Origin of the sequence: Tenacibaculum ovolyticum DSM 18103, from assembly GCF_000430545.1 — a bacterium.
GTDB lineage: Bacteria > Bacteroidota > Bacteroidia > Flavobacteriales > Flavobacteriaceae > Polaribacter > Polaribacter ovolyticus.
In genome coordinates this window covers 651,588-665,034 of the sequence record NZ_KE387163.1, presented here as the reverse complement: position 1 = coordinate 665,034, position 13,447 = coordinate 651,588, and the positions used below count along the sequence as shown (strand labels likewise).

The 13,447-nt window shown below is 28.4% G+C and carries 15 protein-coding genes; 8 read left to right on the top strand and 7 right to left on the bottom strand.

Annotated features, from left to right (window positions below):
- Positions 1-41: 41 nt before the first annotated feature.
- Complete coding sequence (locus tag H518_RS0113100) at positions 42-368, bottom strand: hypothetical protein (protein WP_028889485.1); 327 nt, start codon at positions 366-368, stop codon at positions 42-44.
- A gap of 478 nt (positions 369-846) precedes the next feature.
- Here H518_RS0113100 and kdsB point away from each other — a divergent pair, with 478 nt between their 5' ends.
- From kdsB to H518_RS0113080, 4 genes are all read left to right on the top strand, one after another.
- Entirely contained in the window at positions 847-1,581 is a 735-nt protein-coding gene (kdsB, locus tag H518_RS0113095) for a 3-deoxy-manno-octulosonate cytidylyltransferase (protein WP_028889484.1), read from the top strand.
- Positions 1,574-2,260, top strand: coding sequence for an HAD family hydrolase (locus H518_RS0113090; RefSeq protein WP_028889483.1), 687 nt, complete (start codon positions 1,574-1,576; stop codon positions 2,258-2,260). The genes kdsB and H518_RS0113090 overlap by 8 nt, the downstream gene beginning before the upstream one ends.
- Positions 2,261-2,409: 149 nt before the next feature.
- Complete coding sequence (locus H518_RS0113085) at positions 2,410-2,676, top strand: hypothetical protein (RefSeq protein ID WP_028889482.1); 267 nt, start codon at positions 2,410-2,412, stop codon at positions 2,674-2,676.
- Between the two features lie 139 nt (positions 2,677-2,815).
- Complete coding sequence (locus H518_RS0113080) at positions 2,816-3,013, top strand: hypothetical protein (RefSeq protein ID WP_028889481.1); 198 nt, start codon at positions 2,816-2,818, stop codon at positions 3,011-3,013.
- 20 nt (positions 3,014-3,033) lie between these two features.
- Here H518_RS0113080 and H518_RS0113075 read toward each other — a convergent pair whose 3' ends face one another.
- The 4 genes from H518_RS0113075 to H518_RS0113060 all read right to left on the bottom strand — a co-directional run bounded on the left by H518_RS0113075 (position 3,034) and on the right by H518_RS0113060 (position 6,130).
- Positions 3,034-3,504 carry a hypothetical protein gene (locus H518_RS0113075; protein ID WP_028889480.1) on the bottom strand — a complete coding sequence of 157 codons (471 nt, stop codon included), beginning with the start codon at positions 3,502-3,504 and terminating at the stop codon, positions 3,034-3,036.
- 2 nt (positions 3,505-3,506) lie between these two features.
- The gene (locus tag H518_RS0113070; protein WP_028889479.1) at positions 3,507-4,046 is read right to left on the bottom strand and encodes a hypothetical protein; all 540 of its coding nucleotides are present in this window, start codon (positions 4,044-4,046) and stop codon (positions 3,507-3,509) included.
- A gap of 33 nt (positions 4,047-4,079) precedes the next feature.
- Positions 4,080-4,625 (bottom strand): RNA polymerase sigma factor, encoded by a 546-nt coding sequence (locus H518_RS0113065; protein ID WP_028889478.1) that lies wholly within the window; start codon positions 4,623-4,625, stop codon positions 4,080-4,082.
- Positions 4,626-4,687: 62 nt separating this feature from the next.
- The gene (locus H518_RS0113060; RefSeq protein WP_028889477.1) at positions 4,688-6,130 is read right to left on the bottom strand and encodes a hypothetical protein; all 1,443 of its coding nucleotides are present in this window, start codon (positions 6,128-6,130) and stop codon (positions 4,688-4,690) included.
- 82 nt (positions 6,131-6,212) lie between these two features.
- On the opposite strand from H518_RS0113060, the gene H518_RS0113055 reads away from it, so the two are divergent.
- From H518_RS0113055 to H518_RS0113045, 3 genes are all read left to right on the top strand, one after another.
- The gene (locus tag H518_RS0113055; RefSeq protein WP_028889476.1) at positions 6,213-6,989 is read left to right on the top strand and encodes an MBL fold metallo-hydrolase; all 777 of its coding nucleotides are present in this window, start codon (positions 6,213-6,215) and stop codon (positions 6,987-6,989) included.
- A gap of 118 nt (positions 6,990-7,107) precedes the next feature.
- Positions 7,108-7,866, top strand: a complete 759-nt coding sequence (gene yaaA / locus H518_RS0113050; RefSeq protein ID WP_028889475.1) for a peroxide stress protein YaaA — start codon at positions 7,108-7,110, stop codon at positions 7,864-7,866.
- 163 nt (positions 7,867-8,029) lie between these two features.
- The gene (locus tag H518_RS0113045; RefSeq protein ID WP_028889474.1) at positions 8,030-9,904 is read left to right on the top strand and encodes a hypothetical protein; all 1,875 of its coding nucleotides are present in this window, start codon (positions 8,030-8,032) and stop codon (positions 9,902-9,904) included.
- A gap of 93 nt (positions 9,905-9,997) precedes the next feature.
- On the opposite strand, the gene H518_RS0113040 is transcribed toward H518_RS0113045, so the two are convergent.
- Positions 9,998-11,422: an L-serine ammonia-lyase gene (locus H518_RS0113040; RefSeq protein ID WP_028889473.1), complete on the bottom strand. Its 1,425-nt coding sequence runs from the start codon at positions 11,420-11,422 to the stop codon at positions 9,998-10,000.
- A gap of 88 nt (positions 11,423-11,510) precedes the next feature.
- Positions 11,511-11,852 carry a DUF2853 family protein gene (locus H518_RS0113035; protein ID WP_028889472.1) on the bottom strand — a complete coding sequence of 114 codons (342 nt, stop codon included), beginning with the start codon at positions 11,850-11,852 and terminating at the stop codon, positions 11,511-11,513.
- 240 nt (positions 11,853-12,092) lie between these two features.
- Here H518_RS0113035 and H518_RS0113030 point away from each other — a divergent pair, with 240 nt between their 5' ends.
- Entirely contained in the window at positions 12,093-13,439 is a 1,347-nt protein-coding gene (locus tag H518_RS0113030; RefSeq protein WP_231891951.1) for a tetratricopeptide repeat protein, read from the top strand.
- Positions 13,440-13,447 lie beyond the last annotated feature (8 nt).

Here is a 13,447-nt window from a genome sequence, read left to right as displayed (position 1 = left end):
AGGTTTAATTAATAAAAACAAAACCTGTATTAAATTTAAAACTATTGTAAGTTGTAACTAAAAATAGCATTACAAATAGTTTCTTTTTTTACAGATACTGTTACGTTTAAAACAATTTCAGTACTACTCAATTTTTTAATATTATTTTTAATGATAATATTATCATTTAAGTAAGCTTTTTTTAAAATATCGAATTCAATACTCTTGAAGTGAAAATTAGAGTATTTGTAAAGGTTGATAGAATAATTTACACTAAACTCAACCTTACTGTATAAAACTGAAGTTTTTAATGTTTTATTTTTGCTAACTTGTTTTTTGTTAACGGTAAATTGTGATGAATTATTTTGAGAAATTATTTGAGTTTTCATGATGTTAAGGTGTTATAGAAGGTGGTGTAAATTTTCTAAAAAAGATATTTTTAACGAAATAGATTGTTTTTGTTACGTACATACAAATTTGCTTAGTGTTTCTTAATGTGTTCATTGTTATTGAAATTAAAAGTTATTGAATAAAAAAAAGGTGCTTTTTGTAAAAAAAGCACCTTTTATAGTTTGTATTAAATGTTGGTTTTAAAACCGTTGTTTAAACTTATTTTTTTGAGAGCTTTCTATTACATATGAATATTTTTTACGCATGCAAATATTATACATAATAATGCCTGCTGTGTTTAAAATAACCGTATATGTTTTTAAAAGTACTTTCATAAAGAACCAAAAGTAATTAAAAAATAATAAAGAGAGCTAAAGTAGTAGCTATTAATATTTAATTATTAAAAAGAAGCTTTAGGGTAATTTTAATAAACTGTTTAAATATGTATCTTTGGAGAGAGTAAATAACTATAAATTTATGAAGATAATAGCAATGATTCCTGCGCGTTATGAAGCGTCTCGTTTCCCAGGGAAATTGATGAAAGATTTAGGGGGTAAACCAGTAATTTTAAGAACTTATAAAGCAGCTGTTGATGCTAATTTATTTGATGAAGTTTACGTTGTAACAGATTCTGATGTTATTTACAAAACAATAACCGCTGAAGGAGGTAAGGTTATAAAAAGTGTTAAAGAGCATGAGTGTGGTTCTGATAGGATTGCAGAGGCGGTAGAAGGTTTAGATGTAGATATCGTTGTAAATGTACAAGGGGATGAACCATTTATAGATACAGTTTCATTATCTAAATTAATTGAAGCTTTTAAGAGTGATGTAAATAAAGAAATAGATTTAGCATCTTTAAAAGTCCCAATGACGAATATAAAAGATATTGAAAACCCTAATAATGTAAAAGTAATTACAGATACGAATGATTTTGCAATTTATTTTTCGAGAAGTGTGATTCCTTTTCATAGAGATAAAGAATTGAGTGTTACTTATTATAAGCACAAAGGTGTGTATGCTTTTAGAAAGAAAGCATTAATCGATTTTTATCATACACCAATGACACCGATTGAAGCAGCAGAAAAGATAGAGTGTATACGATATTTAGAGGTTGGTAAAAAAATAAAAATGATAGAAACTTCAGTCGAAAGTATTGGTATTGATACTCCTGAAGATTTAGAAAAAGCAAAAAAAATAATAGGAAATGAATAATATTAAAGTAATTGCTTTTGATGCCGATGATACGCTTTGGGTAAATGAAACTTATTTTAGAGATGCTGAAAATGAGTTTGCAAAACTCTTGTCAGGTTATGAAACAGAAAACAAAATTCATCAAGAGTTATATAAAAAAGAAATAGATAATCTTAAAATTTACGGTTATGGTGTAAAAGGTTTTGTATTGTCTATGGTTGAATGTGCTTTAGAGTTATCTAATTATAAAATTAATCAAAAAACGATAGATAGAATTTTAGAGATAGGAAAAGAAATGCTTGAAAAGCCTATTAATTTACTAGATGGAGTAGAAGAGGTATTGAAAAAACTACAAGGTAATTATAAATTAATTGTAGCAACTAAGGGAGACTTGTTAGATCAGGAAAGGAAATTAGAAAAATCAGGTATTTTAAAGTATTTTCATCACACGGAAGTGATGAGTGATAAAAAAGAAGTTGATTATTTAAAATTGATTAAGCACTTAGATATTGATGCATCAGAACTATTAATGATTGGTAATTCATTAAAATCAGATATTTTACCATTGGTTGAAATAGGGGCTTCTGCAATTCATGTTCCATTTCATACAACTTGGGCTCATGAAGAAGTAAGTGAAGAGCAAAAAACAAATTCGTATAGTACAGTATCGAGTATTACAGAAATATTGACTTTTTTGTAAAAAATTAGAAGGTGGAATAATAGAAGCTTAATATCAATTCTGCTAAATATAGCAAAGTATTTGTTGGTTGATTTCATGCTAAATAATTTTATTAGAAAATTGAAGCTGAATTAGATAAAATAAATTAATTTTGCATCAAAATTATAATTATGGCAAGCATAAAAAATTTAAAAAAAGATATCAATTATACATTAGGTGATATTATTGAAGAGTGTTACATGTGGGAGTTGTTAAACTCTAAAGAAGATACTGCAAAATCTGAAGCTGTTATTGATGAAGCTATTACAGTTTTTGATAATTTATTAGAAAAAGTTAATGCTAAAGGAGTTGAGAATAAAAAAGCTCATTACAAAGCTATTAGTACTGAGTTAGAAACTAATGCAACTGCTTTAATAAATAAAGTAAATAGCTTATAATAATATTATAAGTAAAATGTAAAAAACCGACACTAGATTTAGTGCCGGTTTTTTTTTATGAAAATTTAACATACACTAAGGAATAATAATTCGTAAATTACGTTCAGTTTATATGAACGATTAAATTCCCCTTAAGAGTATGGCGAGAGCAATGTACGAATACACTAAAACTGTATTAAAGAAAGTGAGTTTTAATACAGATTTATTTAAAAAAGAACTAGAAAAAGCATTAAATAGGTTGTTACCTTATGAAATAGACGAATTAGCTATTTGGTTAAGACAATTTACAGCAAATAAACCAGATTTATATGTTTGCTTAAGACTCGTTAAGAGATAATAATAAAAAAAAGAAGCTTTTTAGCTTCTTTTTTTATATTTACTTCTTTTACCTCTGTGTTTTTTCATAAGCTTACGATTAAACTCATGCTCAGAAATTTCTAATTTTAGAATTTTATTAAAAGATAGTATTTTAGAAATTTTTTTATGAAAAGAAGTTTTGGTCTCGTACTGTTGCTGTTTAATTAACTGAATTCTTTTTAAAATTTCTTTTGATTTTTTTTCAGACAAACTATCAATACCTCCATTTTCTGATATTGTCTTTTTAATATTAAAATGTTCTTCTCTATGGAGTTGCATCATTTTTTTACTGTACTTATTGTAAAAAGGCCAAAATTTTTGAGCTTCATTTTCTGTTAAATTTAACTTATCTGTTAGGTAAGCAATTTTATAAGCGCGAATTTTTTCATGACTACGCTTTCTTACTTGAGCTTGACCAGGTAGGTTGCTTAAGAAAGCTATGAATAATAGTAATAGTATATTTTTTTTCATTATTATTGAATTTCATTTATAAGTATTGAGTTATCAATTGTATTTAGGTAACTCTCTATGTTGTCATCATTTATTGTAGATAAGAAATCTTCATCAAAATCAGAATTATCTATAACAGTAGCTAACTCATTGCTATCTGTACTTCCGTATCCATTTTCATACCAAAATGTTATATCAGCTTCAGTTATATCATCAAATTCGTATGTTACACTAGTATTAAAGTAATTTAAACTTATAAATAATAAAACAGATGCAGCTGCTACAAGAGGAACAAATTGTAATATCTTTTTACGTAAAGAGATAACTTTTACCTCTTTAATTTTTTCTATATTTAATTTTTCGAAAATATCATTTTCAACAGTAGTAAAATAATTATCAGGTGTTGAAAAGGTGTTATTCTTCTTAGGTAGATATGTGGGGTTTATCATTGATATAATACCATCATCTACCTTATTAAAATAATTGTCAGGAGTAGAAAAACCAGTTTTCTTACCTGTTTTTTTATTTATATAATCTATGCTATTTTTTGTGGTTTTATTCATCTCTACTTTAAGACTTTAATTTTATTAAAAGGTTTAATTGTAGTCTTTAATAAATTGCTCAATTTTTTTTACAGCAATATGATAAGATGCCTTTAAAGCACCTATTGATGTTTCTAATATTTCAGATATTTGACTGTATTTCATTTCATCAAAATACTTCATGTTAAAAACTAATTGTTGTTTTTGAGGTAAAGTTGCAATTGCTTTTTGTAAGATGAGTTGAATTTCATCTCCAGTAAACCAGTGGTCACTATCTAGTGTTGATATTAGCTGTTGTTGGTACTCTGTTATATCTACATTTCGTTCTTTTGCTCTTTTATTAATGAATGTTATAGCTTCATTAGTTGCAATTCGGTACATCCAAGAATAGAGTTTGCTATTATTTTTAAAACGATCAATATTTTTAAAAATTTTAATGAAAGTATTTTGTAAAACATCATCAGCATCATCGTGAGATACTACAATCTTTCGTATATGCCAATACAGTCGTTCTTTATATAACGATAATAATTGTTTAAAAGCTACTTCCTTTGTTTTTTGGTTTTGTAACTGTGTTATAAGTATAATTTCGTCGGTCAACTAAAATTGTTTAGCTGTTAGACTTTAAAGATACTAAAAGGTTTAAATAATAAACTATATTTTTAAATTCGTTTTCTCGAACAACCAAATAAACGTTTTTCTTTAATAGTTTCAGAAACACCTTTAGGTAACATTGCTTCCCAACCTTCTTCATTATTTTTAATCATTTTCAATACTTTTCGAGAGAAAATATGTAAACTATCTTGGTCAAGATTTTTAATATCGATAAGTCTACCATTATTTTTAAAGAATTTATATAATTCTTTCATTCTAGGGTGTACCTTTAAATTTTCACTGGTAATAAACTCTCCAGTTTCTTCATCTTTATAAGGGTACATATATACTTTTAAATCTTTGTAAAAAAGTTTACCAAAAGCTTCCAAAATACCACCACTTAAATCACGATAGTATTTTTCATCAAAAATTTGAATTAAGTTATTAACTCCCATAGCAAGACCTAGTCTTTCTTTTGTGAATTCACTAAAGTAATCAACTAATCTAAAGTATTCTTGATAGTTCGTTATCATTACATTTTGTCCAAGTGCACAAAGTAATTCGGCTCTATCTAAGAAATCACGTTCATTTATTTCTCCTTCTGCACGAAGGTTACTTAGGGTGATTTCAAAAATAACTTGTGTTTTTTCAGGATTAACTTTCTTCTCGGCTAAGAATAATTCTTTAGACCTTTCAAACATATCCATATTTACTTTCGTAACAGGGCGATAACTCCCACGTAACGCTAAAATATTCTTTTTATATAATACTTGAGCAGGAAGTAAGTTGTTTCCATCAGGGCCGAACATTACAGCATTTGTCATTCCGTTTTTTACTAATTGTAAACTCATTAAACGGTTGTCAACATACATGAAACGTGGACCAGAGAAATTAACCATATCAATTTCTAAACGATCACTATCAATATTATCGTAAAAAGATTTTAATAGTTCTTTTGGGTTATCATTTAAATAATACGCTCCATAAACTAAATTAACCCCTAAAACCCCTAAAGTTTCTTGTTGTTGGCGTGCATCAGTTTCTTTAAAACGAAGGTGTAAAATAATTTCATTATAATCTTCAAGAGGATCTAGTTGAAAACGAATACCAATCCAACCATGACCTTTAAATTTTTTTGTAAAATTAATAGTAGCTACAGTATTGGCGTAACTAAAAAACAATTTATCAGGATGTTTTTGACGATCAAGACGATCTTCAATTAAATCCATTTCATGCTTTAGCATTTTTTTTAAACGATCTTCAGTAACATATCGATTATCGTTTTCAATTCCATAAATGGCATCAGAAAAGTCTTTATCATAAGCACTCATTGCTTTTGCAATAGTACCAGAAGCTCCTCCTGCTCTGAAAAAATTACGAACGGTTTCCTGCCCTGCACCAATTTCTGCAAATGTTCCATAAATGTGAGCATTTAAGTTCACTTTTAAAGCTTTACTATTAGTAGTAGGTACGATACTTATTTTCTGATCTCCTTTTAGCGTAATTGCCATTTTGTTGTTTTTTGTTACGATCAACAAATGTACTGAAAATAGAAATTACCAGACAATTTTTGTTGTACTTTTGTCTTAAAGTATGAAAGAAAAAAAACAATTAAAAGTAACTTTTTTAGGAACAGGGACTTCCACTGGAGTTCCGATGCTTACTAGTAAGCATCCTGTAGCGCTATCTAAAGATTTTCGTGATAAAAGATTGCGTTCTTCAATTATTGTTTCTTGGGATGATATTAATTATGTTATTGATTGTGGTCCAGATTTCCGTCAGCAAATGATGCGTGAAGAAGTAGCATCTATAAATGGAATTTTATTTACGCATGAACATGCTGATCATATTGCTGGATTGGATGAAATTAGACCTTATTGTTTTCAAATGGGGGCTGTACCGATTTATGTAACTGAAAGGGTTTTGGATGTTTTGAAAAAAAGATATGATTATATTTTTAAAACAGAAAACAGGTATCCTAGTGCACCAGAGGTAGCAACTAATATAATTTCCCATCATAAAAGTTTCTGTTTAGATGGTGTAAAGATTACTCCAATAGAGGTTATGCATGGAAGGTTACCCATATTGGGGTACCGTTTTAATGATATCGCATATATAACAGATATTAAAACAATATCAGAAGAAGAAAAAAATAAATTATCTAATTTAGATACATTAATAGTAACAGGCTTAAGAAAAGAACTTCATGCGACACACTTTAATCTTGATGAAGCTTTAGCTTTTATTGCAGAAATTAAACCTAAACAGGTATATTTAACGCATATAAGTGAGTTATTAGGTTTACATGCAGAAGTTGAAAAAGAGTTACCTGAAAATGTTTTTTTGGCTTATGATGGCTTAAAAGTTTAAGAAGTACTAATATTACTTTTAAGTTATTACTATTATTTATAGCACTATTGATTGAAATTACCATGAATAATTTGAAGTTTTAAAAGAGCTCCGTATTTTTACATTAAATATTAGTTGAATGAAAATTATTATATCTCCGGCAAAGTCATTAGATTTTGAAAGTAAAGCAACAACAAGCTTATATACACAACCAAGATTTTTAGAACAGTCAATAAAACTGAATAAAAAATTAAAAACTTTATCAAGAAAGAAGTTAAGTGAATTAATGAAAATTTCTGATGATTTGGCTAGTTTAAATTACGAAAGAAATCAAAATTGGCAAACACCATTTGAATTAGATAATGCTAAACAAGCTATTTTTTCTTTTACAGGTGAAGTTTTTAGAGGTATTGATGTAAATACAATACCTGAGGGTAAATTGCCTACAATGCAAGATAATTTACGAATTTTATCAGGGTTATACGGTTTATTAAAACCGTTAGATTTAATTCAACCATATCGTTTAGAAATGGGAACCAGATTAAAAGTAGGTCGCACAGAAAACTTATATAAATTTTGGGGTAATGAATTGGCTGATTCTTTAAATAGTGAATTAGATAACGATGAACTGTTAGTTAATTTAGCAAGCTCAGAGTATTTTAAAGCATTGCCTAAGAAAGTGTTAAAAGTACCAATGATAACACCTGTTTTTAAGGATTTAAAAAACGGTGAATATAAAACAATTATGACTTTTGCTAAAAAAGCGCGTGGTTTAATGGTTCGTTATATTATTGAAAATGATATTAAAACAATAGAAGGCTTAAAAGGTTTTAATGTTAACGATTATCGTTTTTCTGAAGAAATGTCAACTAAAACTGAATTGTTTTTTACAAGATAAATAATTTAATTATCATCTAATTATAATTAAACTTTCCATTCGGAAAGTTTTTTTTGTTTTAGGGAAAGATTAAAACACTTTTAATTAAATGTTAAAATATTTTTGGACTTATAAAAAAATACATAGACCAAACTAACTTATCTAATTAAAAATTTTAGAAAAAATGAGAAAAAACTATTTTATAACTTTAATACTACTTCTAAGTAGCTTTTTTATTCAAGCTCAATGTGATGACGTATCTAATGGGGCCTTTGAAATGGGCCCTTGTGCAGATGCGGACGATGCTTTTACTTTAGGATGTGTACAAGGTTGGAATGCAAGCCATGGAACTCCTTCTGTTTTTGGAACTGGTACGACTACAAGAGCTTGGATGTGGGGTAATTATGGTAGAGGTGAAGGAATTTATACAGACTATAATTTTATTTCAGGAGAAACGTATGAAGTTAAATTTAAAATAAAGAAAACGTCAGCATTCACAATAATTCCAAATAGTAGAGCGATATTTAGAGCTGTTACTGGGCTTAATCCAAGTGCTAGTACTACTTTTCCTTCTATGCCTTCAGGAAGTGAAGTCGTGTATTCTAGTTTAATGACAACTCATTTAAATGCTGGAGAAAAAACTGTATCTTTTAATTTTACAGCAACAGCAAATAATTCACAATTATGGATATATCCTCAAAATTCAGCTAATGGAAGACAAGTTAATCTTGAAATTGATGATCTGAGTATTACTAAAAAAGTAATAGTAACTTCTGAGTTTCATTTTCAAGACCCAAACGGGCAGGTTAAAAACAGTTTTTTATGTAATGAAGATATTTATTTAAATGGAAATGCTTCTTTAGGTGAGAGTCAATATTATATTGATGTTTGGAGAAGGGATGTAGGGAATTCAGTTCCTTTTACTTGGAAACAAAGGCTAGGTACAGATGGATGGACAATGGGACAAGTAGGAGTTCTTAATTTAACACAAATTTTTGCGAATCAAAATTATGAATTTGAATCTGGGTATGAATATCAAATTAAATTAGCAACAGCAAATCCGCCATGTGTAGATTGGGAAGAAACAAAACATACGTTCACGATACCTAAGCCTATAGCCTCAACAGATTTTACATTTAATACTTTTTGTGCAGCCGATGGAACAATAAGTGTAGAGGTTACAGGAGTTAGTAATGTTTATGGAGGGGCACATTGGTGGAGAATATTTGAAACTTCAGTTTCCGGATCGACATCAGATGTAAATACTATAGGAACAGTAACTGCTATTAAAGGAGGTATGACAGCTTTGTTTACAGGCTTGTCAAAAAACAAAAAATATTATATAAAACATGGTGTTTTTGATGGTGATAGTAGTTGTATAGGTTGGGTTGAGGAAAGAAAGGCTTTTTCAGGACAAATACCATGGGATAATATTACTACTAATTTCGATTTTACAAATATTATAAGTAACGGTAGTTCCATCTCTGTAACAGTTACTGCACATAATAATCTAATATATGTAAATAATCATTGGTCTATTTCATACGCACCTAACGGAAATTCTAATATAACTGACATTCCTGTACTTAATAGTCCTAGTCAATGTTGTGGAGCATCAGTGTCGTTTAATCAAAATTTACAAGTAAATACATGGTATTTTATAAAACATGGTATAACAAATGATTGTATAGAGTGGAGGGAAACAAGAAAAGTATTTCGAGTTTACTTAGAAAAATCTTTAAGTGATAAACCAAAGTATCTTATTGAAGTAAGAGAAGAAGGTAATATTAGTCTGTCGGTTGAAGAACAACAAAATGTATTGTATCCTAATCCAATTGAAGCAGGGAAATATTGTGAGTTAAAAGTTAATACAGAAAATTTAAAAGCTATTCTTGTTAGTAATTCATTAGGAAGAAGTAGTAAAGAAGTAAGGTTTAAAAAAATAGATAAAGAAACAATACGTTTTATAATTGATGAAAATTTTATAGAAGGAATTAATTTTATAAAAGTTTTAAAAAACGATAATACAACATTTGATGGAAAACTAATTGTTAAATAAATTTAAGTAGAAAATTAAATACTTACAAAAGCCATTGAGATTAAAATAATTTCAATGGCTTTTAAATTTCTTTTAAATTTGAATAGAAATAACCTAACAAGCAGCTAAACCAACAGTAATTGCTAAACCACCTTCAGAGGTTTCTTTATAGTTTTTGTGCATATCTTTTGCAGTTTCCCACATTGTATCAATAACCTTATCTAGTGGAACTAAAGACTCTTTTGGATTTGTTTCTAAAGCTAACTCAGCAGCATTAATCGCTTTAATTGCTCCCATTGCATTACGTTCAATACATGGTATTTGAACTAAACCACCAATAGGGTCACAAGTTAAACCTAAGTGGTGTTCCATAGCTATTTCGGCAGCAACTAAACATTGCCCAGGGCTTCCTCCTAAAAGTTCGGTAAGAGCACCTGCAGCCATTGCAGATGAAACACCAATTTCAGCCTGACATCCACCCATTGCTGCAGATATTGTTGCATTCTTTTTAAAGATACTCCCGATTTCTCCTGCAACTAATAAGAATTTTTTAATATGTTCAAAATCAGCTTCGTGATTTTCGATAACTAGATAATACATTAGTACAGCAGGAATTACTCCTGCACTTCCGTTTGTTGGAGCGGTAACAACTCTACCTAAAGAAGCATTTACTTCGTTTACAGATAACGCTAAACAACTTACCCATTTTAATATTTCACGAAACTTTACTTCGGTACTTCTAATAGCAGTAATCCATTCTTGTTCATTAGCGTATTTAGCATCTTTAATTAATTTCGTATGAGTACCATATGCTCTACGTTTTACGTTTAACCCACCAGGTAAAATACCTTCAGTATGACAGCCAATGTACATGCATTCTAACATGGTATCCCAAACACGTTTTAATTCAGAATCTATCTCATCAGAAGATTTTAAAATTAGCTCATTCTGATAAACAATATCAGAAATGTTTTTAAGTTCTTTTTCGCAATATGCTTCTAATTCGGTAGCTCTATTTATAGGAAAAGGAAAATTACTTTTATTTATTTGTGTACTAGATGTTGTTTTTGTTTCTTCTTGTATAACAAAACCACCACCAATAGAATAATAAGTTTCTGAAGAAACTTCTTTTCCTTTAGAAAAACCTTTAAAAGTTAATCCGTTAGAATGAAAAGGTAAAAAATCTTTATTAAAAACAATATTTTCAATTGAAAATATAATTGATTTTTCAGCATTAAAATCTAGGGTATTTGTTTCTTTTATTCTATCAATAATAGTATCAATATCATTTACAGGAATATATTCAGGATCAGTACCACTTAAACCTAATAAAACTGCTAAATCGGTAGCATGACCTTTTCCTGTTAAAGATAAAGAACCATATAAATCTATTTTAATACCGTCAATAGTATTAAAAAGAGCTGTTTCTTTTAAATTTTCAATCCATTGTTGGGCAGCTCTCCAAGGACCTAATGTGTGGGAACTAGAGGGGCCAACGCCGATTTTTAACATATCAAAAACACTAATGAATTGCGACATATATATAGTTTGTTTGTTGGGGGCTAAAATAAAAAAAGTCCTGTATTAAAATGAATACAGGACTTTTTTTTTATATAAATTACGAATTCTACATTCCGTAAACCGCTTCTTTATCAAATTTCTTAGCTAACATGTAATAAACTACAGCACGATACTTGTTTCTTTCAGATCTTCCTATCTTCTCCATTACTTCGTCAATAGCTTTATCTAACTCAGGGCTATCAGCTAAACCTAATTTTTTTATTAAGAAGTTTTTCTTAACAGTCTCTAGTTCTTTAGGGTCGCTACCAGATACAGTTTCAGCATCTTTTTTATATATCGATGGTCCTAAACCTTTAGTAACGGCTTTTAATAAATCTGTGTTAGAGCGAAGGTTTCTATCGTCCATAAACTTTTTATATAACTCTACTTTTTCGTCAAATTTACTCATGATTTTTTTATTTATAATTAACTATTAATTTTGTGTTAAAATTTTGATCATTCCAAATATAGAAAAATAATCTGTTTTTTCATACAAGAGAAAGCAGTTAATTTCATTAAATAGCTATGACATATATTGTTAATTAAATTGTTGAAAACAAAAACAATTATAAGTAAATAAATGCTATTATTACATTAACTTTATTTATATTCAAGTATATAGCTTATGTCGATATTGAAATTTGAATCTATGTTGAAAACCAACGATGTATATTTTTTTGATGCTGTTGAGTTTGAAACTATTATAGAACATTATTTAAATATAGCTAAACATTCTTTAGCTAAAAAAGCGATGGAGTTAGGTTTAGAACAACATCCGACTTCAATTCAGTTAAAATTGATGAAGGTTGAAATCTTGGTTTTTGAAGATGAATTACAAGAGGCAACTAAAATGCTTAAAAATATTGAAGCTGTAGAGCCTCATAATGATGAAGTATTTATTCAAAAAGCATTAATTTTATCTAAAAAGAAACAACATGTAGAAGCTATTGTAATTTTAAAAGATTCGTTAGAATACATTGAAGATCCATCTGATATTTGGTCAATGATGGGAATGGAGTATTTATATTTAGATGATTTTGAGAACGCACGTTTAAATTTTGAAAAATGTGTAGCAGAAGAGCTTGAAGACTATTCATCTTTATACAATATTGTATATTGTTTTGATATGGAAGAGAAGCATGAAGAGGCAATAGTTTATTTAAATTCATATGTAGATAAGAATCCGTATTGTGAAATAGCATGGCATCAATTAGGTAAGCAATATTCAGAATTAGGTAGGCATAAAGAAGCGCTTACTTCGTTTGATTATTCAGTGTTAATTGATGAAAGTTTTATTGGGGGATATTTAGAAAAAGCAAAAGCTTTAGAAGAATTAGGTAGCTATGAAGAAGCTATTAAAAATTATTTAATAACCTTAGAATTAGATGATCCAACTGCCTTTGCATATAAGAGAATAGGAGAATGTTATGAGAAGTTAGATAACATTCATACGGCTATACATTTTTATAAAAAAGCAGTTCATGAAGACCCTTTATTAGATAAAGTTTGGATATTGCTAACAAATGCTTGTTATAAAGATAACGATTTTCAAAAAGCATTATATTATGTAAAAGAAGCAATACAAATTGATGAAGGAAATGCTTTTTATTGGAGGATTTATGGAGATATTAATCTGAAGTTAAATTTTTATGAAGAAGCAGTAAAGGCATTTTATACTTGTATTGAACTGGGAGACGAAGAAATAGAAATTTATATAGCTCTAGCAGATATATTGTTTTTTTTAGGAGAATTTAATGAAGCTTTAAAAATAGTTATAAAAGCAAAAAAAAACTACAGAGAATTTGCTGAAATAGAGTTTCGTTTATGTGGTCTATTTATGATTTTAGATAAGGAAGAGTATGGATTAACACATTTAAAAAATGCTTTAGCAATAAATTACGAATATCATTTAATTGTAAAAGAGTTGTACCCTACGGTTTTTGAAAATAAGAAGGTTCAGGATATATTATCAAGTTATAAAAAAGCCTTAAATTAAAGTTTTTT

What these genes read in the sequence shown, in the direction of transcription:
- H518_RS0113085 (WP_028889482.1), top strand. Translation starts at nt 2,410, where the DNA reads ATGGCAAGCATAAAAAATTTAAAAAAAGATATCAATTATACATTAGGT.
- H518_RS0113080 (WP_028889481.1), top strand. Translation starts at nt 2,816, where the DNA reads ATGGCGAGAGCAATGTACGAATACACTAAAACTGTATTAAAGAAAGTG.
- H518_RS0113060 (WP_028889477.1), bottom strand. Translation starts at nt 6,130, where the DNA reads ATGGCAATTACGCTAAAAGGAGATCAGAAAATAAGTATCGTACCTACT.
- H518_RS0113030 (WP_231891951.1), top strand. Translation starts at nt 12,093, where the DNA reads ATGTTGAAAACCAACGATGTATATTTTTTTGATGCTGTTGAGTTTGAA.
- H518_RS0113100 (WP_028889485.1), bottom strand. Translation starts at nt 368, where the DNA reads ATGAAAACTCAAATAATTTCTCAAAATAATTCATCACAATTTACCGTT.
- H518_RS0113040 (WP_028889473.1), bottom strand. Translation starts at nt 11,422, where the DNA reads ATGTCGCAATTCATTAGTGTTTTTGATATGTTAAAAATCGGCGTTGGC.
- H518_RS0113045 (WP_028889474.1), top strand. Translation starts at nt 8,030, where the DNA reads ATGAGAAAAAACTATTTTATAACTTTAATACTACTTCTAAGTAGCTTT.
- H518_RS0113035 (WP_028889472.1), bottom strand. Translation starts at nt 11,852, where the DNA reads ATGAGTAAATTTGACGAAAAAGTAGAGTTATATAAAAAGTTTATGGAC.
- yaaA (WP_028889475.1), top strand. Translation starts at nt 7,108, where the DNA reads ATGAAAATTATTATATCTCCGGCAAAGTCATTAGATTTTGAAAGTAAA.
- kdsB (WP_028889484.1), top strand. Translation starts at nt 847, where the DNA reads ATGAAGATAATAGCAATGATTCCTGCGCGTTATGAAGCGTCTCGTTTC.
- H518_RS0113090 (WP_028889483.1), top strand. Translation starts at nt 1,574, where the DNA reads ATGAATAATATTAAAGTAATTGCTTTTGATGCCGATGATACGCTTTGG.
- H518_RS0113055 (WP_028889476.1), top strand. Translation starts at nt 6,213, where the DNA reads ATGAAAGAAAAAAAACAATTAAAAGTAACTTTTTTAGGAACAGGGACT.
- H518_RS0113075 (WP_028889480.1), bottom strand. Translation starts at nt 3,504, where the DNA reads ATGAAAAAAAATATACTATTACTATTATTCATAGCTTTCTTAAGCAAC.
- H518_RS0113070 (WP_028889479.1), bottom strand. Translation starts at nt 4,046, where the DNA reads ATGAATAAAACCACAAAAAATAGCATAGATTATATAAATAAAAAAACA.